The organism is Bradyrhizobium erythrophlei (assembly GCF_042430365.1).
Taxonomy (GTDB): Bacteria; Pseudomonadota; Alphaproteobacteria; order Rhizobiales; family Xanthobacteraceae; genus Bradyrhizobium; species Bradyrhizobium erythrophlei.
On sequence record NZ_JBHMET010000187.1, the window covers coordinates 1 to 20,237 of the forward strand.

The window sequence follows — 20,237 nt, forward strand, 5'->3', positions numbered from 1 at the left end:
CCACCTGCCCAAACACACAGCAATGCTTCAATTTCTGGGTTTTTCAGCAGACTGCTAAAGCGTTTTCGAGCGAAGTGGATGCCTGTTCGCGTGAGGAAACGCGTCAAGACAAAAGCCTGGAGCTTCGGTTCTGATTCGATCAGAACCGAAGCTCTACTTATGCACGCGGCTGCGCTTGTGGTGGCGTGGCGAAGCCTGTTTGGGAATGGTCGGCTCGCTCGCCGCCCTCAACGCTGCGCGCTGCTCCTGCAGCCGCGCGTCATAGCCCGGCGACGGCACCACGGTCGGCGGCGCGGCGCGGGCGGAGCCGACGGCAAGCGCCGCACAGGCGAGCAGCAAGACGCAGATGTGTTTCATTGCTTCCTCCTCTCGGCAATTGACGATGGCGCGCGATGCCCCCGTTTCAAGACATCACGCGCCGCGGATCTGCTCCGGCGTCAGCCCGGGCGAGCCACGGCCGGCGGCTTCCGCCTGCCGGACGAGCTGCACGATGCGGCGCGACAACGGTGCGGCGAGCCCGCGCCGCTCGGCGATCTCGGTGATGACGCCCTGAAGATAGTCGATTTCGGTGCGGCGCCCGCGCTGCAAATCCTCCCACATCGAGGAGCGCGCCTCCGGATCGATCTTCATGGTGCGGCCGAGCAGCAATTCGAAGACCGTATCCGGCAGCCGCAGCAACGGCGGCATCCAGCTCGACGGCAACGGCGTCGGCGACACCGGCACGATGCCCTCGGCGCGGATCACGGCGAGCCCCTCCGCCATCTGGTCGGCGAACAATCGTCGCCAATTCCTTTGCGCGAGTTGCCGGCGCAGCGGGATGTTGGACAGCGCATTGAGCGCGTTGTTGAGATTGACGATCAGCTTGCCCCACTGCACGCCGTCGATGTTGTCGGTTGCGCGCATCGCAAGGCCCGGCACCGAAAGCATCGCCGCGGCCCCTTCGTCATCCCTTGCAATCACGATGTCGCCGGAGGTCGAGCGATGAAAGCGCCCGTCGCCGAGCGCAACGACGTTGAACGGCACCATGCCGCCCAGCACGCGGCGGCCCGGCAGCAGCTCGCGCAGCAGCGGCACGTTGCCGACTCCGTTCTGCAGGCTGACGACCACGACATCCGGCGGCGCGTGGCGCGCGATCAGATCGGCCATCTCGCGCGTGTCGGCGCTCTTGACCGTGACCAGCACCGCCGCTGCATCGCGAAAGATCGACGGATCGTCCGACAGCGTGAGGTGATCCGCTTGCAGCCTTTGCTCGGAACCGTCGAAGCTCGTGACCCGCAGGCCGTTGGCGGTAATTTCCTCCACCACCCGCGGCCGCGCCAAGAGCGCGACGCGGCGGCCCGATGCCGCCAGCATGCCGCCGACGAAGCAGCCGATGCTGCCGGCGCCCGCAATGCCGATCGGTCGGTCCTTGTTCATCTAGCCAAGCATCCGTTCATCAGGACTCGATAGCAGACCTCGGGGTAGCTGACTATCGAACCTACAACCTGCGGCTCGGGCCCGCCTTGTAACCGTCATGGGCCACAGCTATGTTTCCCGCTCGGGGCACGGTTGCGGCAGGAGACGATCATGGGTTTACTCGACGTACTCAACGGCATGCAGAACGGGCCCCGCGGTCCGAGCGCGCCAAGCGCACAATCCGACAGCTCGAGCGGCGGCGGCATGTCGCCGATGACGATGGCCATCCTGGCGTTGCTCGCCTGGAAAGCGGTGAAGCATTTCACCGGCGGACAGCCGGGCGCACCGGCGCCGAAGCCGGCGCAGGCCCCGCCGCTCCCTGGTAACGTGACCGCAGGCCTGCCCGGCGGCGCGGGCGGCGGCGGACTGTCCGATCTGCTGAAGGGCGGGCTCGGCGGATTGCTCGCCGGCGGCGCGGCCGGAACCGTGCTGAGCGGCGGCCTCGGCGACCTGCTCAACCAGCTGCAGCAGAAGGGCCATGGCGACGCGGCCAATTCCTGGGTCAGCAACGGTCCCAACAAGCAGATCTCCCCCGGTGATCTCGCCAACGCGCTCGGCGCCGACCAGATCGACTCGATTGCCTCGCAAAGCGGTATGTCGCGCGACGATTTGCTGCGGGGTCTGAGCCAGTATCTCCCCGACGCGATCAATCACCTGACGCCGGACGGACGGTTGCCGAGCGGCGATGAATTGTCCGGCCGGCTGTGACGGCGTGAGTCAATCGGGGAGAGGACAACAGACATGAGCGGCATCATCTGGATCATCATCGTCGGCTTCGTCGCCGGCATCATCGCGCGAATCCTGTCACCGGGCCCCAACAACCCGAGCGGATTCATTCTCACCACCGTGCTCGGCATCGCGGGTGCGTTTCTCGCGACCTTCATCGGCCAGGCGATCGGCCATTACGGTCCCGAGCAGGGCGCCGGCTTCATCACTGCCACGATCGGCGCGCTGGTGGTGCTGTTCATCTGGAACCGGCTGGTCGCGGCCCGCGTGATCTCGGATCCGGGAAATAGGTGACGCCGCAGGCGTCATCCCGGGGCGATGCGTAAGCATCGAACCCGGGATCTCGAGATTCCGGGTCTGGTGCTAGCGCGCCATCCCGGAATGACGGCGTTCAAGTCACTGAGTCAAACTCACTGAATCAAATGCATCCCGGCGTCCATGCGGACGAACTCGCCGGTCATGTTGCTGGATGCCGGGCTCGCCAGGAAGCAGACGAGGTTTGCAATATCTTCCGCAGACGAGGCGACCTTCAGCGGCACGCGCGCCACCACGGCATCGCGCACCTGCTTGGCGCCGTCGGCGCCGCGGCCCTTGGTGAACCAGGGCGTGTCGATATAGCCGGGGCATACGGTGTTGACGCGGATCAGGGGCGCCAGTGCGCGCGCCAGCGACTGCGTCATGGTGTTGAGCGCGCCCTTGCTCGCGGCGTAGGCCACCGACGAGCCGCCGCCGGAAATACCCGCGACTGACGAGACGTTCACCACCGCCGACGGCAAGCCCGACGCTTTCGCACCGGCCTCGAGCAGCGCGCGTGCGGCGCGGATCATCTGGAACGGGCCGATCGTATTGACGGCGTAGATGCGCTGGAAATCTTCCGCCGAGAGCCCGTCGAGATCGTGGTGCGGCACATGCTTGGTGGTGCCGGCATTGTTGACCAGCACGTCGAGCCGGCCCCAGCCGCTCGCAGCGGCCGCGATCTTCCTGCAATCCTCGTCGCGCGAAACGTCGCCCTGCACGACCACGACCTCGGCGCCTTCCTTGCGGCAGAGATCGGCGGTCTGCTCGGCCTCGATCTTGCTGTTGGAATAGTTGACGATGATGCGCGTGCCCGCCTTGGCGAGGATTTGCGCGGTGGCAGCACCGAGTCCCGATGCGGACCCCGTCACGATCGCGCACAAACCATCCTTCGACATCTGCGTTTCCTCTTGTTGTTCTGAACCGGTCCAGTTTCCGGGCGGTCGCATACCATATCGCGCCGACAAATGCCCGCAAATTGCGCCGCGCCTCAGGTATAGGCGTGCGCCCCCTTTTGCAGACCGGCCCATTGTGCGTCGTCATGGCCGCAGATGATCTTGACGCCGGCCGCTTCCAGCTTCGCGATCTCGTCGAGCGATTTCAGGAACTGATCGACATCCAGGCTGTTCCTGGGCGAGGTCCGTTGGTCGAGATTGGCGCGCACGCTGAGCGCGTCGGACGCCAGCAGAAATTCGCCGCTGCGGTCGAGCTTGACCAGCGCGCCGGTCGTTCCCTTCGAATGTCCCGGCAGCGGGATCAATGTCAGCTTTCCATCGCCGAACACATCCATCTGCTGGTCGAAGATTTTCATCTCGAGCGGATGGTCCCAGTCCGCCCTGATGTATCCGCGGTCCAACGCGTTCGGCGCATTCGCGGCCTCGATCTCGAGCGCGTGGACGAAGATCGTCGCCTTCTTGAAGAAGGCGTTGCAGCCGCAATGATCGGTGTGCAGATGGGAGCAGATCACCACGTCGATATCGTCGGGGCCAAACCCGACCGCCTTCAGGCCCGCCAGCACGTGATCGTCTGCCGGCATGATCGGGGTCATGTACCTGGCGAGCACGCCCAACCGTCCCTGGGGATCGACCGCAACGTCGGGATGGCAACCGGTATCGAACAGGACGTTGCCTTGTGCGTGCCGCAGCAGCACGCAGGACACCGGAAGCTCGAACATCTCGCCCCGCCGCGCGTCGGGCAGATAGATCCGCTTCGCCATCCGGAGACGTCCGCCCGACAGCATATGCATCTTCATCATGTCACCTCTGATTTTGGCCTCAAACTACATATGAGTTTTATAGAAACTCATAATAGATTTGACAGCACATTATTCGCCCTTATAGCTTCCGCGCAACGCTGCGACCGCATAGCAGCGCGCTCAACGATGCACCTCCCGAGGATCGGCATCGTTGACATCAACCAACAGCCAGTCGAGGGAAGCGTTCGGCAAGATGTACACCGTGTTCAGCGTGTTTGCTGCGACCGCCGACGCTGCAGCGTTCAGGCCCTTCCTGTGCATTCCCGCACGCCCTGAGCGCGCCTATTTCCCTGTCGGCATCGAACTGGCCTATGGCGACATCGCGCGCCGCGTCGACCGCTTGCGCGATCAGTACCGCGCGGCAGGTTTCGGCCACGGACATCGCGCCTGCCTCTTGCTGGAGAACCGGCCCGATTTCATCGTGCACTGGCTGGCGCTCAATGGCATCGGCGTCTCGATCGTTCCGATCAATCCGGCCTATCGCGCCGCCGAGATCGAATACCTGATCGCGCATGCCGAGCCCGATTTGATCGTCACGCTGCACGATCAGAGGGAGTTGCAGAAGGCGCTCACCGGCGAGGTGCCCCTGCTTGAGGTCTCAGGTGACGATCTCGGGGAGAGCGTCACGCAGATTCCGCACGCCAAACGGACCCCGCCCATTGCCGGCAATCCCGGCAGCGACAGCGAGGCCGCGCTGCTCTACACGTCGGGCACGACGGCGCGTCCGAAGGGATGCGTTCTGACCAACGAGTATGTGGTCTCGGCCGGGCGCTGGTACGCAAGCCGCGGCGGCGAGGCGGCATTTCATGTGGGAATCGACCGCCTCTACAGTCCGCTGCCGCTGTTCCACATGGCTGGCCTTACGCTGACGACCATGGCGATGATGACGACCGGGGGCTGCCTGATCCTCCCCGAGCGCTTCAACGCAAAGTTCGCCTGGCGCGACATCGTCGCGTGCCGCGCAAGCGTGCTGCACTATCTCGGCGTGATCGTCGCGGCGTTGCTCGCGCAGCCGGAGTCGCCGGACGAGAAAGGCCATTCGCTGCGCTTCTCGATGGGCGTCGGCGCCAATCCCGAGCAACGCGCGAGCGCCCGCGCACGCTTCGGCAACCCCTTCGTCGAGGGTTGGGGCATGACGGAAACGGGGCGCAGTCCGTTCAACACGGTCGAGCCGCGCCATCTGGAACTCAATACGATCGGCCGCAGCGAGCCCGGGCTCGAGATGACGATTCTGGATGCCGACGGCGCTGCGGTGCCGGCGGGCACGGTCGGCGAACTCTGCGTTCGCCATTCGGCGGCAACACCGCGACGCGGGTTCTTCTCAGGCTATCTCAGGGATCCCGACGCCACCGAACACGCCTGGCGCGGCGGCTGGTTTCATACCGGTGACAGCGCCTGGCAGCACGACGATGGCGCATTCGTGTTCGTGGACCGGCTGAAGCACCTGGTGCGGCGGGCCGGCGAGAACATTTCGGCGGCTGAGGTCGAGGCCGTGCTGACGACGTCTCCCCTGGTCAGGCAGGCAGCGGTGGTTGCCGCGCGCGACCCCATCCGCGACGAAGAGGTCGCGGCCTTCGTCGTGGCCAATGACGGCGCTGCCACATCGCAGGAACTCGCGCAGCAGATCTTCCGATTCTGCCGCGAGCGCCTGGCGCCGTTCAAGCTGCCGGCATGGATCGCCTTCGTCGACGAGCTGCCGCTGACCTCGACCAACAAGATCCAGAAGCACGCGCTGCTCGGAGCCGATGGTGACCCACAGGCGTATCAGGGAATGATCGACCTCCGGCAAGAGAAAACCAACGCCATAAGACAACCCAACTAGAACAAGAACGAGGAAACAATGACGTCGACTTCCGGATGGATCACCGCAGCCGCCGCAATCCTGTCGGCCACCTTCGCTGCCACCCCATCCCATGCGCAAGTCTCCGACGACATGGTGAAGATCGGGGTGCTGACCGATCAGGCGGGGCTCTATGCCGACGCGACCGGGCCCGGATCGGTCGAGGCGGTGCGGATGGCGATCGCGGATTTCGGCGGCAAGGTTTTGGGCAAGCCGATCGCGATGGTCGATGCCGATCATCAGAACAAGGCGGATGTCGGCGCCACCATCGCGCGCCGCTGGTATGAGAACGAGAACGTCGACGTCATCGTCGACTTTGCCAACTCCGCGGTGGCGTTCTCCGTGCTCGAACTCACCAAGCAGAAGAACAAGGCGATGCTGGTGTCGTCGGCCGGCTCCTCCGACCTGACCGGAAAGGCCTGCTCGCCGAACTCGGTGCAATGGACCTACAACACCTATGCGCTCGCCAACAGCACCGCGCGCGCCCTCGTCAAGGAGGGCGCCAAGAGCTGGTACTTCGTCACGGTCGACTATGCATTCGGCCACGCGCTGCGCAACGACGCGGCAAAGACCGTGGAGAAGCTCGGCGGCACCCTTGCCGGCGAGGTGCGGCACCCGCTCAACAGCATGGACTTCTCGTCCTACCTGCTGCAGGCCCAGAGCTCGAAGGCCGATGTCGTGGCGTTCGCCAACACCGGCGGCGATCTCGCCAACGCGATCCGGCAGGCGCAGGAATTCGGACTGGCGGAGAAGCAGAAGCTGGCGGCGTTCCTGATGCAGACCAGCGACATCCACGCGATCGGCCTGCAGGCGGCGCAAGGGCTGCAGCTTGCCACCGCCTTCTATTGGGATCTCGACGACAAGACGCGCGGCTTTGCCGAGCGCTTCATGGCCAAGACCAAGCGGCGGCCGACCATGGTCCAGGCGGGGCTCTATTCGGCAGTGACGAATTATCTCAGGGCGGTCGAGAAGTCGGGGACCGACGATGGCCCCAAGGTCATCGCCCAGATGAAGGACATGCCGATCGACGATTTCTTTGCCCGCAATGCCTTTTTGCGCGAAGACGGGCAGCTCATCCACGACATGTATCTCGTCCAGGTGAAGTCGCCTGCGGAATCCAAGGGCGCCTGGGATTACGAGAAGCTGGTTCAGGTCATTCCGGGCAAGGAAGCCTTCGCAACATCGGAGGACAGCGCGTGCCCGCTCCTCAAGAAATGAGTGTCGATCATTTTCCGCAAACCCCACACCCCTCAGGCCAGGCTGGACATCGCATGACTGAACTGCCGCTGCTCTTCACCCCGCTGCAACTTCGCGACCTCGAATTGAAGAACCGGATCGTGGTCTCGCCGATGGCGACCTATTCGGCGCGCGAGGGACACGCCACCGACTGGCACACCGCCCATATCGGCAAGCTCGCGGCCGGCGGCGCCGGCCTCGTGTTCGTCGAGCAGAGCTCGGTCAGCGTCCAGGGCCGCATCACCCATGGCTGCCTCGGCATCTGGGACGATGCCCAGGTCGCAGGCCACGCCACGCTCGCTGCGTTGATCCATCAGTTCAACGCCAAGGCCGCGATCCAGATCGCGCATAGCGGCCGGAAGGGGTCCTCGCAGCGCCCATGGGAAGGCGGCGGCCCGCTCGGCAAGGCCGACATCGAGGCGCGCGGCGAAGGCCCCTGGGAGATCGCGGCGTCGAGCAGCATTCCCTTCGACGACGGTTGGCCGGCGCCTCACATGCTGACGGTTGAGGAGATCGATGCCGTGGTCGACGGCTTCCGTCGCGCGTTTCGCCGCGCCAGGGCGGCCGGCTACGACATCGTCGAACTGCACTGCGCGCACGGCTATCTGATGCATTCGTTCCTGTCGCCGCTCGCCAACAACCGCAACGACGAATATGGCGGGTCGCGGGAGAACCGCATGCGCCTGCCGCTGCGGATCGCTACGATCATGCGCGAGGAATGGCCCGCGCATCTGCCGGCCTTCGTGCGCATCTCGTCGGTCGACGGCGTCGACATCGGCTGGTCGATCGAGGATTCCATCGCGTTTGCGACCGAGCTGAAAGCGATCGGCGTCGACATGGTCGACTGCTCGTCGGGCGGTATGAAGCTTCCGCGCGGCAATTCGCTGGTGTCGCGGACCCCGGGCTTCCAGGTCCCGTTCGCCGAGCGCATCCAGAAGGAGGCCGGCATGCCGACCGTCGCCGTCGGGCTGATCCGCGAAGCCGACTATGCGGAAACCATCCTCAGGGACGGCAAGGCCACCCTTATTGCGCTCGGCCGCGAACTGCTGTGGAATCCGAACTGGCCCGCCCAGACGGCGCTGGCGCTCGGATGCGATCCGGAGTGGTCGCAATGGCCCGAGCAATATGGCTGGTGGCTGAAGCGGCGGGTGGCACAGCAGGGGCGATAGCGATGGCGGTCGCGAAGAAAGATCTGGCGAAGGCTGGCACGATGGCCGGCGCGCGGTCTTTCGACGCCGCCGACGGTCCGGGCGATACGTCGCGCGACCTTCCCAGGATGGAGAATTCGGTCAAGTCGGCGCGGCGCGTCTTCGATGTGCTGGAGTTCTTCGAGGAGCACCAGCGCGCGGCCTCAGCGCTCGAGGTCGCCAACGCGCTCAAATTTCCGCAGTCCAGCACCTCGGCGCTGATGCGGACGATGACGGCGTTCGGCTATCTCCACTACGACACCAGCCGCCGGACCTACATCCCGACGCCCCGGGTTTCGATGCTCGGGCATTGGTTGAGCCCGGCGCTGTTCACCAAGGGACGACTGATCAACCTGATGGAGGACCTCTCGGCGCAGACCGGGGAGACCATCATGGTTGCGGTACGCAACGGCCTCAGCGCGCAATATGTGCATGTCATTCAGGCGAAACTGCCGATGCGCCTGTATGTCAAGTCCGGCACGTTGCGGCCGCTGGCGCGGTCCGGGTCGGGCTACGCGCTGCTGTCGAGCTATCCGGATCGCGAGGTGCGCCGCCTGGTCCGCCTGATCAACGCCAACGAGACGCGGCCCGATCGGCAGGTCGACATCAAGGCCCTGCTGCTCGAGCTGCGCAAAGTCCGCGCCCAGGGGCATGCCTTCTCGGTCAACCTGGTGACGCCCGGCGCCGGCGTGGTGGCCGTGAACCTGCCGCCGATCGCCGAGTCGCAGGAACCGCTGGTGCTGTGCGTGGCCGGACTGACCGATGCGCTGATCGCCCAGGAGGCCGAGCTCGCCGACCTGATGGCGAAAGCGATCAGCTTTCACCTCGCCGACTGAACCGCCGATGTCGCGCGCCGGATCACCTTATTCACCGCCGAAATGGATGGCAGATGCCCAAACTCCATTATGCGGAATTCAACTTTCCACCGGGGACCTTCCTCATGCCGTCTACGCAAGTGGCCCTGCGGGCAACGCTTGTCACGGCTATGGCTTTTCCCCATCATTGAGCGCAAGACAAACCGGCTCGCGGGTTGCGGCCAACCGCCCGATCCGGGCCAATCAACAAAGGGAACGCTGTGGCGGAGAGTGACAACATCGTCGCCGAGACTGCGGAGAAGATCTTCGCCGATCTCGCCGATGCGCAAACCATCAATCACGACAAGCAGGGCGCGTGGAAAGCGCCGCTGTGGCAGGCGCTGACCGAAGCCGGCCTGCCGCTCTCCTGGGTGCCTGATGATCTCGGCGGTTCCGGCGCGAGCCTTGCCGAAGGTTTTAGCGTCCTCAACGTTGCCGGGCGGCATGCGATCGCTGTTCCGCTGGCCGAAACAATGCTGGCCGGCTGGCTGCTGACGCAGGCGAAGCTCGCTTCGCCTGAAGGCGAGATGACGGTGGTCCCGGCTAGCCCGAAGGACCGTATCGCGCTCAATGCCGACGGCAGCCTGTCGGGCCGCGCCCGCAGCGTGCCGTTCGCCAAGGAAGCCAAACATTTCGCGGTGCTGGCGAACGGCACCGGCGGCGTCTCGATCGCGCTGGTCGATGCTGCAAAATGCCGGATCGAAGCCGGCATCGGCCTCGGCGGCGATCACAGCGACACGGTCAGCCTCGACAAGGTGCAGCCGGTCACGATTAAGCCCGCACCCGCTGGCTTTGACCAGACCACGCTGATGCTGATGGGCGGCGTGGCGCGCAGCCTGCAGATCGCGGGCGCGCTGGAAGCGATGCTCGACATTTCCGTGCGCTATTCCAACGAGCGTGTCGCCTTCGAGAAGAAGATCTCGAAATTCCAGGCGGTGCAGCACAACCTCGCCCGCCTCGCCGGCGAATCCGCCGCGGCATTGGCCGCAGCGACGTCGGCAGCTGATACGATCGTCAACGCGACATCGCTGAACAACGACGCGGTCTTCCTGGAAGCCGCCTCGGCAAAAATCCGCTGCTCGGAAGCGGCGGAAAAGGGCGGCGGCATCGCCCACCAGGTGCACGGCGCGATCGGTTTCACGATCGAGCACATCCTGCACCGCTACTCGCTGCGCGCGCTGGCCTGGCGCGACGATTTCGGCTCGGAGAGCCACTGGGCGGTCGAGCTCGGCAAGCTCGTCTGCGCGCGCGGCGCCGATGAATTGTGGCCGCTGGTGGCCTCGCGCTGAGATTGGATGGAAGAGACGTCAGATGACCGCAGCCCTTCGTTTCGATCCGATCCGCCTGCCGGAGAAATGCGAGCAGCTCCGCAAGGAGGTGCGCGCCTTCCTCGCCGAAGAGATCGCCGCCGGCACCTTCGATCCCCACGCGCCGAACCGCGAGGACAATGACGCGCCGGAATTCTCCCGCCGCGTCGGCGCCAAGGGCTGGCTCGGCATGACCTGGCCGAAGAAATATGGCGGCCAGGAGCGCTCGTTCCTCGAGCGTTACGTGGTGACCGAGGAGATGCGGGTGGCGAACGCGCCGACCCGGCGCTTCTTCGTCGCCGACCGCCAGAGCGGGCCGGTGCTGCTGAAATACGCGCCCGAGCACATCAAGATGGACATCCTGCCGCGCATCTGCCGCGGCGAGGTCTGCTTTGCCATCGGCATGAGCGAGCCGAATTCCGGCTCCGACCTGTTCGCGGCGAAGACGCGCGCGACCAAGACCGACGGCGGCTATCTCATCAACGGCACCAAGATCTGGACCTCGTCGGCGCATATCGCCGACTACATGATCGCGATCTTCCGCACCTCGCCGCCGACCAAGGAAAACCGCCGCCACGGCCTGACCCAGTTCCTGGTCAAGATGAAGCAGCCGGGCATCCAGGTGAACCCGATCGGCCAGATCACCGGACAGTTCGAGTTCAACGAGGTTGTCTTCACCGACTATTTTGTGCCCGACGATCACGTGCTCGGCGAGGTCGACGGCGCCTGGAAGCAGGCGACATCCGAGCTCGCCTATGAGCGCAGCGGCCCCGAGCGTTTCCTCGAGACCTATTACGTGCTGACCGAGCTGGTCCGCGCCGTCGGCAAGACCCCGGACACCCGCAGCGCCGAAGGCATCGGACGCCTGGTGGCGCAGGTGCACACCATGCGCCGCATGTCGGTGTCGGTGGCGGGCATGCTGCAGGCCGGCAAGGAGCCGGTGGTGGAGGCTTCCATCGTCAAGGACATCGGCACGGTGTGGGAGCAGCAGCTGCCGCATCGCGTGCGCGATCTCGCGGCTTTCGTCGAGGAGACCGCGACCAACCGCGAGACACTGGAGAAGCAGCTCGACTTCGCCATCAAGACCGCGCCGAAGCTGACCATCCAGGGCGGCACCACCGAGGTTCTCCGCGGCATCATCGCCCGCGGATTGGGCTTGCGCTAGCCGCGCTTAGTCCTTCACGGATTCAACGAGGACACACCATGACAAAATACACTGATATCGGCGTCGAAACCCACGGCCATGTCGGCCTGATCGAAATCCGCAAGCCGCCGCTGAATTTCTTCGACGTCGCGTTGATCAACCAGATCGCCGATGCGCTCGACGAGTTCGACAACAACATCGAGATCCGTAGCTCCGTGCTCGCCGCGCAAGGCAAGGCGTTCTGCGCCGGCGCCAATTTCGGTGACCCGGCGCGGCAGGAGCAGGAGGAGCGGGCCAAATCCGATCCGGCCTCGAGCCTGCCGATCAACCATCTCTATGTTCAGGCGGTGCGCATCTTCCGCAACAAGAAGCCGATCGTCGCCGCGATCCATGGCGCCGCGATCGGCGGCGGCCTCGGCCTCGCGGTCTCCGCCGACTTCCGCGTCACCTGCCCCGAGGCGCGCTTCTCGGCCAACTTCACCAAGCTGGGCTTCCATCCCGGCTTCGGCCTGACCACGACGCTGCCCGAGCTGATCGGCAAGAACAATGCGGAGCTGATGTTCTACACCAGCCGCCGCGTCACCGGCGAAGAGGCCCATCGCTGGGGCCTCGCCAACGTGCTGGTGTCGCAGGACCAGGTGCGATCAGAGGCGATGAAGCTCGCGCAGGAGATCGCCGAATGCTCGCCGCTCGGCCTCGTCTCGACCCGCGCCACCATGCGCGCCGGCCTCGCCGACCGCGTGCTGGCTGCGACCAACCATGAGCTCGCCGAGCAGACCAAGCTGCGTGCGACCGAAGACTTCAAGGAAGGCGTGAAAGCCACCGCCGAGCGCCGCGTCGCCAACTTCAAGGGGCGGTAGGCCTCTTCCCTTCTCCCCTTGTGGGAGAAGGTGACGCGATGGAGCGAAGCGAGATCGTGCCGGATGAGGGGTCTGCATCCGCGGAGACAGACCCCTCGCTTGCACGGCTCTCTCAACACGTCGTCCCGGCCTAGTGCGCACTTGCGCACGGGGGGCCGGGACCCATACGCCGCGGCCCGCGGAAAGGGCACAAGCGGCGTTACCTTGCTTCTCCAACGACGTTCGGTGGTTATGGGTCCCGGCCTGCGCCGGGACGACGCTGGGGAGAGGCCTCGTCAGGACTTCGGCACCACCAGCGCATCCAAGATGGTGACGCCCCGTCCCTCGGCGTGCACCAGCACCGGATTGACCTCGATCTCGGCAATCTCGCCCGCGTGCTGCGCCGCCAGCACTGATATCTCCGAGATCAACTGCGCCAGCGCCGCGACATCGGCCTTTGGCGCGCCGCGAAAACCGTACAGCAGCGGCGCAGCCTTGAGCCGTTCGAGCATCGCGGACGCCTCGGCGGCGCTGACCGGTGCCGGGCGATAGACCACGTCCTTGAACAGCTCGGTCGTGACGCCGCCAAGCCCGACCATCACCAACGGCCCGAAGGTCGCATCTCGCATGGTGCCGACGATGATCTCGACGCCCTTCTTGGCCATCGGCCCGACCAGGACGCCCTGGATTTTGGCCTGCGGCCGATTGGCCTGTGCCTTCTCCAGGATATCGCGGTAGGCCGTGAACGCCTCGCCCTTGGTCGCGATGTTGACGCGGACGCCGCCGACCTCGCTCTTGTGCGGGATGTCGCGCGACTGGATCTTCATCACCAACGGAAAGCCCGCTTGCGCGATCGCCGCATCGAGCCCGTCGCGCGTCGTCACCAGCACCTCGTCCGGCACCGCGATGCCGGCGTCGCGCAGCAGCGACTTGCTGTCGAACTCGGACAGCGTGTTCGACTTCAGATGCGCCGAGAGATCGCGCGCCGGCGATGCCGCGCCCGCTGCATCCGGCGCCAGCGCGAATTTTGCGTAATCGGCCGTCCGCCGCATCGCGACGCCGACATGGGTGAGCCCCGACAGCACGACGACGCCGGACTTCGCCAGCTCCTGACGCGCAAACTGCGACGGCAGCGTGTAGGAATAGAACACGACCGGCTTGTGCTGGGCCGCGATGACGGGCTGAAGCTCGGCCTCCTTGAACGGCATCCGCGTCTCGCTCGACAGCGACAGCACGACCAGCGTCGCATCGATCTCGTCGGAGGCATTGAACAACTCGATGCTCTTCTGCAGGCCGCCGCTACCGACGCCCTGCGCGGTGACGTCGACCGGATTGCCGGCAGCACCATAGGACGGCATCCATTGCTTGATCTTGCTCTGGATATCGGCCGACAGTTCCGGCACACGGAGGCCCTGCATCGACACGGTGTCCGCGCCCCAGATGCCGGCGCCGCCGGAGACGGTCAGCACCGCGACGCGGTCGCCCTTCGGCAGCGGGTTGGTGGTCAGGATCGCGGCGATCGTCACGGCCTCGTCGAGGTCGTTGGAGACGATGAAGCCGTACTTGGCGAACACCGCGTCATAGGCTGCCGACCAGCCGGCCATGCTCGCGGTGTGCGAGGCCGCCGCACGCTCGCCGGCGCCGGAGCGGCCGACCTTGATCACGATGACAGGCTTCTTGATCTCGGCCGCGCGCTTCGCAGCCAGCAGGAATTTGTCGACGTCGCGGATGCCTTCGATGAACAGCAGGATCACGTCGGTCGAGGGATCCTGCACCATGTAGTCGAAGAACTCGCCGGCGCCGAGGTCGCTCTCATTGCCGGCGCTGACGACATAGCTCAGCGCAACGCCGAGCGCCTTGGCGCGGTGATAGATCGCAAAGCCGATGCCGCCGCTCTGCGCGACAATTCCGATCCGGCGCTTGGTCGCGACCAATGCCGGCGCATCCGGCTTGACGTCGACGGTCGGGCTGAAGGTCGCGGCGACCTTCTGCACCTGGCTGTAGAAGCCTTCGGCGTTGGGGCCGGAGATCCGCATCCCCGTCCGCTTCGCCAGTGCTGCGATCGCGTTCTGCACGGCCGCGCTGTCACCGCCCTCCTCGGCAAAGCCGGACGAGATGATGACGGCGTTCCTGACGCCGGCCGCGGCGCACTGCTCCAGCGCCGCCAGCACCGCACGGGCGGGAATCACGATGATCGCAAGATCGATCGGCGCGCCGATGTCGGCGATCGACTTGTAGCATGTGAGCCCGTCGATCTCGTCGTAATTCGGATTGATCGGGTAGAGCTGCCCCGGAAAGTCGTTCTTGCGCAGCATCGCGAGCAGCCGCCCCGGGATCTTCTCGTGATCGCGCGAGGCGCCGATCAGCGCGATGCTTTTCGGCGCGAAGAAGGTATCGAGCGGATGCGGCATGGGGCGTTCCGTTGTTGTTATTGAGCCAACGATATTGGATCGCCGCAACGAGCTCAATCTCTCCCCATCATCGCTCAACCTCTCACCGTCATCCTAGAGGAGGTCGCAACGCGGCCGTCTCGAAGGAAGGCGGGGAGAGAGCAGCGTAGCCCGGATGAAGCGAAGCGCAATCCGGGACCGGTCCTCTGCGGATAATGCGGTCCCCGGTTTCGCTACGCTTCATCCGGGCTACGGGGGACTACGCTGCGATCCTGAACGTCACGCCGCAGAGGAAGAACCCGTCGCCCGACACCTTGCGGCCCCTCGCCTTCGCCGCATCCAGCACCTTCGCCCTGTCGGCGACCTTGAACGTCAGGGCGCTCATGATCTCGGTGTCGCCCTTGACGAAGCGGAAGGTCGCGTTCGGCAGCCTCACCGTTGCCTCCACGTTGGCGGGAACCCCGATGATCCTGCCCCAGTGATCCGCAAGCGCTTGCGGCTCGGGGCTCTGCATCTCGACCTCGGTCAGCGCCAGGGTCGTGTCCTTGCGGATCGATTTCTGCCAGTCGGGGCCGGCGGGCGGATACGGGCCCAGAATGTCGTCACTGCCGTCGGTGTGGTTGAACTCGATGAAGGCGGCGCGGCAGTCGCGCGGGTGCAGCTGCACGCCGTGATACGGCGCATGCGTGATCACGTTCGCGGTGCGCACGCCCATCGCATTGGCCTTGGCGCCGCGCGCGTCGGGATCTTCGCAAGCGAAGATCGCCATATAGCCGCCGCGACCGCCGGTCTTCTCGATGAAGCGACCGGCCGCGGTGCCTGGACCGGGCTTGAACGGCGCGACCACCTCAAGAAGGATGGTGTCGACCGGCAGCAGCGCGTTTTCGAGCCCGTACTTCGCGACGTTGCCGTCGCGATAGCAGACACTGAGGCCCATGATCGCGGAGATGTCCGAGATCACGGGTTCGAGCTGCGGCGCCACCAGGCAGATCTGCCGCAGCCGCATGTAATCGGCCATGACCTACTGCCCCTGGAAGGTCGGCTTGCGCTTCTCGACGAACGCCTTCGCCGCTTCCTTGTGGTCGGCGGTCTCGCCGGCGCGCGAATGGTGGATCGCCTCGCCGTCGAAGCAGGCCTCCAGCGTCATCGTCTCGGCATTGTTGATGTTGCGCTTGATATAGCCGAGCGCGACCGACGGCCCCTGCGCCAGCGAGCGCGCGAGATCGAGCGCTTCCGCCTCAATATCGGCGTCGGGCACCACCTTGGACACCATGCCGAGGTTGTAGGCCTCCTGCGCCGACAGCACCGGCGACATCAGATAGAGCTCGCGCGCCTTCGCGCTGCCGAGCATCTTGGTGAGGAAATAGGTGCCGCCATAATCGCCGGAGAACCCGACCTTGGCGAACGCGGTCGTGATCTTGCAGGATGCGCTGGCGACACGGAGATCGCAGGACAGCGCGATCGAGAGCCCGGCGCCGGCGGCTGCGCCGTCGAGCTGCGCCACGACCGGCTTCGGCATCTGATGCAGGATGCGCGAGACCTCCATGCCGCGGCGCAAATTCGCCATCTTGGTCTCGAACGGCAGCGGCGCCCGCCCCTCCGCCATCGACTTGACGTCGCCGCCGACGCAGAACGTGCCGCCGGCGCCCTTGATCAGCACCGCGCGCACCTCGTGATCCTCCTGCGCGCGACGCGCCGCATCGACAAGCCCGCGCGTCATGTCGGGATTGAGGGCGTTGCGCCGGTCGGGACGATTCATGGTGATGGTGAGCAGGCCCTGGTCGAGGGATTGGAGAACCATCTGGTTATCGCTCATGGCATTATGCCTTTCGTTGTTGTTACCGTGATCTTTCTGTCCTCATTGCGAGGAGCGAAGCGACGAAGCAATCCATGCTTCCGTTACGCGGCGAGATGGATTGCTTCGCTCGCAATGACGGCTGCTAACCGTCACTTCTTCACTAGCGGGCAGCGCGAGTTTTCCAGCGACTGGAAGGCTTCGTTGCCCGGCACGGTCGCCAAGAGCTTGTAGTCGTCCCAGCGGCCCTTGGATTCCGACGGCTTCTTCACCTCGAACAGGTACATGTCGTGCACCATGCGGCCGTCCTCGCGGATCTTGCCGTTCTTGGCGAACATGTCGTTGATCGGGGTCTCCTTCATCACCTTGATGACGGCGGCAGCGTCGGTCGTGCCTGCAGCCTTCACCGCCTTGAGATAGTGCCCGACGGACGAGTAGATGCCGGCCTGGGCCGCCGTCGGCATCCGCTTGACGCGCTCCATGAAGCGCTTGGAGAAGGCGCGGGTCTCGTCGTTGAGATCCCAATAGAACGCCTCGGCGAGCAGCAGCCCTTGCGCGGTCTCCAGCCCGATGCTGTCGATATCAGTGATGAAGGCAAGCAGCGGCGACAGCTTCTGGCCGCCGCCCTTCATCAGTCCGAATTCGGCCGCCTGCTTGATCGCGTTGATGGTGTCGCCGCCGGCATTGGCGAGGCCGACGACCTTGGCCTTCGAGGCTTGCGCCTGCAGCAGGAACGACGAGAAGTCCGACGTGTTGAGCGGATGCTTGACAGTGCCCAGCACCTTGCCGCCGGACTTCAGCACCACGTTGGTGGTGTCCTTTTCGAGGTCCTGGCCGAAGGCGTAGTCGGCGGTCAGGAAGAACCAGGTGTCAAACCCCGACTTGACGGTCGCAAGGCCGGTGACGTTCGCCTGGGCGAACGTGTCGTAGGCGTAGTGGATGGTGTAGGGGCCGCAGGCCTCGTTGGAGAGTCGGATCGAGGCGGGGCCGTTATAGATGATGACCTTGTTGCGCGCCTTGGCGATCTCGCCCGCGGCCAGTGCGGTCGCCGACGCCGCGACATCGATGATGGCTTCAACGCCCTGATTGTCGAGCATGTCGCGCGCAATGCTTGCGGCAAGATCGGCCTTGTTGAGATGATCCGCTGCGATGACCTCGACCTTGCGGCCGAGCACTTCGCCGCCAAAATCTTCCACCGCCATCTTCGCGGCCGCCTCGCTGCCCGGTCCGGTAATGTCGGCGTAGAGCCCGGACATGTCGAGGATGGCGCCGAGCTTCAGCGGGGGCTTGCCCTGCGCCAGCGCCGCATTCGCCGACATCGCCACCCCACAGGCGAACACGCCGGCCAAAACCCGATTCATCAAAGCCTCCCTGAGAGCACACGCCGCAGTCCGCTGCGGCGGTCCGTTTCTGAAGGCCGGATCATGCCGCATGCCCTGCATTGCAGCAAGCCGCGGCAGCCGCGGCGCCGCGCTGTCGTTTTTCCGCTAAGCGGAATGGATCCGATATTGCGGCGACACATTGCGCGCGGCCCTGCTCGCAAAAGATGCGATACGGCTGCGCGCTTACGTCGAGGCGTGATGCGAGGTGGAATGCGATCGGCCGTCCGTGTCCTCAGGCAGAACCAGCGGGAGCCCGAACGCGGAAAACAGCGCCGGCTCCAGGAACAACGTCAGCGATGCAATCATGTCGTGCTCGATCGTGAGCACATGAATAGCGTTCGCGGTGAGCCGCGGATCCGCATCGGTGCGCGCATAGACGGCGAAGGCGGGCTGACCGTTGGCCGAGGTCGGAACGAGACGCATGCCGCGGCAAGCCTGCCACGCGGTCGCGAAGAAGACGCGGATCGCATCGCGCCCCGCATACCACTGCCGCCACGGCGGCATCGTGTAGGTCGCATCTTCTTTCAGTAGCGCGACGAAGCCGTCGAGATCGTGCCCTTCCCAGGCCTTGAGATAGCGGCCGAGCAATTGCTGCTGCACGAGGGTGGGCTTTGGTGTGAGCTGCGGCCGTCCCTCGGGATAGCGCTTGCCGAGCGTTTCGCGCGCCCGCTGCAACGCGCTGTTGATCGAGGCCGTCGATCCGCCGAGCAGCGTTGCCGCCTCGGTGGCGGACCAACCCAGCACGTCACACAACAGCAGCGTGGCGCGCTGGCGCGGCGGCAATTGCTGGATCGTGGCGACGAAGGCAAGTTGTACCGCTTCGCGCGCGGCATAGCGCGCTTCCGGATTGGGCGCGTCGTCGGCGACGCCATCGAGATGCGAATCCGGATAGGGCTCGAGCCACGCGACATCGGTCGCCGGACCGCCGTCCGGCATCTCCGTGATCGCGGGACCGCGCTGGTCGGGCAGCAGGCGCTGCGCGTTTCTGCGGCTCTCGATCGCATTCAGGCTAGCGTTGGTCGCGATCTTGTAGAGCCAGGCATGGAACGATCCGCCCTCAAAGCTGTCGAAGCTGCGCCAGGCGCGCAGGTACGTTTCCTGGACGAGGTCCTCGGCCTCGTGCATCGAGCCCAGCATGCGATAGCAATGCAGCTTGATCTCGCGGCGCAACGGCTCGGCGAGCCGTGCGAACGCGTGCTCGGTGTCGCGATCCTTCGGGTCCGTCGCGGTCATCGTCGAAGACATGAGGCCTCCGCGGATTGTCTGCAAGGGCCGATCGTCACACCGGCACGGCCTCGAGGCCCTTTCCGGACACGATGAAGACCTGCGCCTTGAAGCGATCGGGGCTGGTCACGAGGTCGATGACGCCGGCGGCAACATCGGATGCGGTCGGCGGCGACGCCATGCCCTGGATGAAGTCGGCGGCGGAGATGCCGAGATAGCGGGAATAGCCGGCGACCGCGTGCTTGCCGAGCTCGGTGTCCGGCATCACGCGCGGCGCGAGCGCGAGAAAGCGCAGGCCGAGCCCGAGCCGATCGGATTCCTTCTGGCTGTAATTGGCCATGAAGAGCTGTGTGCGCTTGGCGCCGGCATAGCCGCCCGAATTCGGCGATCCCGCAAGCGCCGCGCCGCTCGAAATCAGGATCACGGATGTGCCGGGCCGCAGCGGCAGCGACAGCGCCGCCTTGCAGAAGTGAAACGCGATTTTGACGTCGGCCTCCCAATTGACGGAAAACTCCTGCCAGCTTTGCTGGTGCAGCGGCGCCGCCGGCGGAAACGCGCCGGCGCACACGACGAGGACATCAGGCTCGCGCAGGCCGAAGACCTTTGCAGGCGCGCCCTCGTCGGAGGCATCGAGCGCCATGATGTCGGCACCGGGGACATCGCGCGCGAGCTGGCGCAGCGCCGCCGCGTCGCGCGCCACGGCAAGCGTGTGCGCGCCCTTGCCGTGGGCGGCTTCCACGATCCGCCGCCCGACGCCGCGGCTGCCGCCGATCACCACCATCGTCTTGCCCTTCAACGAAACCATGCT

At 65.4% G+C, this 20,237-nt stretch carries 19 protein-coding genes; 9 read left to right on the top strand and 10 right to left on the bottom strand.

The features are described from left to right. Positions 1–153: 153 nt before the first annotated feature. Together ACFFWD_RS26390 and ACFFWD_RS26395 are read right to left on the bottom strand one after the other, a co-directional pair. Positions 154–357: a hypothetical protein gene (locus tag ACFFWD_RS26390; RefSeq protein ID WP_376970109.1), complete on the bottom strand. Its 204-nt coding sequence runs from the start codon at positions 355–357 to the stop codon at positions 154–156. Positions 358–411: 54 nt separating this feature from the next. Continuing rightward, positions 412–1,416: a 2-dehydropantoate 2-reductase gene (locus tag ACFFWD_RS26395; RefSeq protein ID WP_376970111.1), complete on the bottom strand. Its 1,005-nt coding sequence runs from the start codon at positions 1,414–1,416 to the stop codon at positions 412–414. Positions 1,417–1,566: 150 nt separating this feature from the next. Here ACFFWD_RS26395 and ACFFWD_RS26400 point away from each other — a divergent pair, with 150 nt between their 5' ends. Both ACFFWD_RS26400 and ACFFWD_RS26405 read left to right on the top strand, forming a co-directional pair. Next, positions 1,567–2,163: a YidB family protein gene (locus ACFFWD_RS26400; protein WP_376970113.1), complete on the top strand. Its 597-nt coding sequence runs from the start codon at positions 1,567–1,569 to the stop codon at positions 2,161–2,163. Positions 2,164–2,196: 33 nt separating this feature from the next. Further along, entirely contained in the window at positions 2,197–2,475 is a 279-nt protein-coding gene (locus ACFFWD_RS26405; RefSeq protein ID WP_376970115.1) for a GlsB/YeaQ/YmgE family stress response membrane protein, read from the top strand. 116 nt (positions 2,476–2,591) lie between these two features. Here ACFFWD_RS26405 and ACFFWD_RS26410 read toward each other — a convergent pair whose 3' ends face one another. Together ACFFWD_RS26410 and ACFFWD_RS26415 are read right to left on the bottom strand one after the other, a co-directional pair. Next, on the bottom strand, positions 2,592–3,374 hold the full coding sequence (locus ACFFWD_RS26410) for an SDR family NAD(P)-dependent oxidoreductase (protein WP_376970117.1): 783 nt from the start codon (positions 3,372–3,374) through the stop codon (positions 2,592–2,594). A gap of 92 nt (positions 3,375–3,466) precedes the next feature. Continuing rightward, positions 3,467–4,231: an N-acyl homoserine lactonase family protein gene (locus ACFFWD_RS26415; protein ID WP_376970119.1), complete on the bottom strand. Its 765-nt coding sequence runs from the start codon at positions 4,229–4,231 to the stop codon at positions 3,467–3,469. 151 nt (positions 4,232–4,382) lie between these two features. Here ACFFWD_RS26415 and ACFFWD_RS26420 point away from each other — a divergent pair, with 151 nt between their 5' ends. The 7 genes from ACFFWD_RS26420 (at position 4,383) to ACFFWD_RS26450 (ending at position 12,659) form a co-directional block, all read left to right on the top strand. Further along, the gene (locus ACFFWD_RS26420) at positions 4,383–6,053 is read left to right on the top strand and encodes an AMP-binding protein (RefSeq protein ID WP_376970121.1); all 1,671 of its coding nucleotides are present in this window, start codon (positions 4,383–4,385) and stop codon (positions 6,051–6,053) included. Between the two features lie 18 nt (positions 6,054–6,071). Further along, positions 6,072–7,289: an ABC transporter substrate-binding protein gene (locus ACFFWD_RS26425; protein WP_376970123.1), complete on the top strand. Its 1,218-nt coding sequence runs from the start codon at positions 6,072–6,074 to the stop codon at positions 7,287–7,289. Between the two features lie 53 nt (positions 7,290–7,342). After that, positions 7,343–8,476 (top strand): NADH:flavin oxidoreductase/NADH oxidase, encoded by a 1,134-nt coding sequence (locus tag ACFFWD_RS26430; protein WP_376970125.1) that lies wholly within the window; start codon positions 7,343–7,345, stop codon positions 8,474–8,476. 2 nt (positions 8,477–8,478) lie between these two features. After that, positions 8,479–9,330, top strand: coding sequence for an IclR family transcriptional regulator (locus ACFFWD_RS26435; RefSeq protein WP_376970127.1), 852 nt, complete (start codon positions 8,479–8,481; stop codon positions 9,328–9,330). Between the two features lie 239 nt (positions 9,331–9,569). Then, entirely contained in the window at positions 9,570–10,637 is a 1,068-nt protein-coding gene (locus ACFFWD_RS26440; RefSeq protein ID WP_376970129.1) for an acyl-CoA dehydrogenase family protein, read from the top strand. Between the two features lie 22 nt (positions 10,638–10,659). Then, positions 10,660–11,820 carry an acyl-CoA dehydrogenase family protein gene (locus ACFFWD_RS26445; protein WP_376970131.1) on the top strand — a complete coding sequence of 387 codons (1,161 nt, stop codon included), beginning with the start codon at positions 10,660–10,662 and terminating at the stop codon, positions 11,818–11,820. Between the two features lie 38 nt (positions 11,821–11,858). Beyond that, the gene (locus ACFFWD_RS26450; RefSeq protein ID WP_376970133.1) at positions 11,859–12,659 is read left to right on the top strand and encodes an enoyl-CoA hydratase/isomerase family protein; all 801 of its coding nucleotides are present in this window, start codon (positions 11,859–11,861) and stop codon (positions 12,657–12,659) included. A 275-nt stretch (positions 12,660–12,934) separates the two neighbouring features. Here ACFFWD_RS26450 and ACFFWD_RS26455 read toward each other — a convergent pair whose 3' ends face one another. The 6 genes from ACFFWD_RS26455 to ACFFWD_RS26480 form a co-directional block, all read right to left on the bottom strand. Further along, complete coding sequence (locus ACFFWD_RS26455) at positions 12,935–15,049, bottom strand: acetate--CoA ligase family protein (RefSeq protein WP_376970135.1); 2,115 nt, start codon at positions 15,047–15,049, stop codon at positions 12,935–12,937. 238 nt (positions 15,050–15,287) lie between these two features. Beyond that, positions 15,288–16,046 (bottom strand): VOC family protein, encoded by a 759-nt coding sequence (locus ACFFWD_RS26460; protein WP_376970137.1) that lies wholly within the window; start codon positions 16,044–16,046, stop codon positions 15,288–15,290. A gap of 3 nt (positions 16,047–16,049) precedes the next feature. Beyond that, the gene (locus ACFFWD_RS26465) at positions 16,050–16,844 is read right to left on the bottom strand and encodes an enoyl-CoA hydratase (RefSeq protein WP_376970139.1); all 795 of its coding nucleotides are present in this window, start codon (positions 16,842–16,844) and stop codon (positions 16,050–16,052) included. Positions 16,845–16,975: 131 nt separating this feature from the next. Next, complete coding sequence (locus tag ACFFWD_RS26470) at positions 16,976–18,184, bottom strand: ABC transporter substrate-binding protein (protein WP_376970141.1); 1,209 nt, start codon at positions 18,182–18,184, stop codon at positions 16,976–16,978. Positions 18,185–18,388: 204 nt separating this feature from the next. After that, a complete protein-coding gene (locus tag ACFFWD_RS26475) occupies positions 18,389–19,450 on the bottom strand; it encodes a sigma-70 family RNA polymerase sigma factor (RefSeq protein WP_376970143.1) in 1,062 nt (353 codons plus the stop codon). Between the two features lie 34 nt (positions 19,451–19,484). Beyond that, positions 19,485–20,234: an SDR family NAD(P)-dependent oxidoreductase gene (locus ACFFWD_RS26480; RefSeq protein WP_376970145.1), complete on the bottom strand. Its 750-nt coding sequence runs from the start codon at positions 20,232–20,234 to the stop codon at positions 19,485–19,487. Positions 20,235–20,237 lie beyond the last annotated feature (3 nt).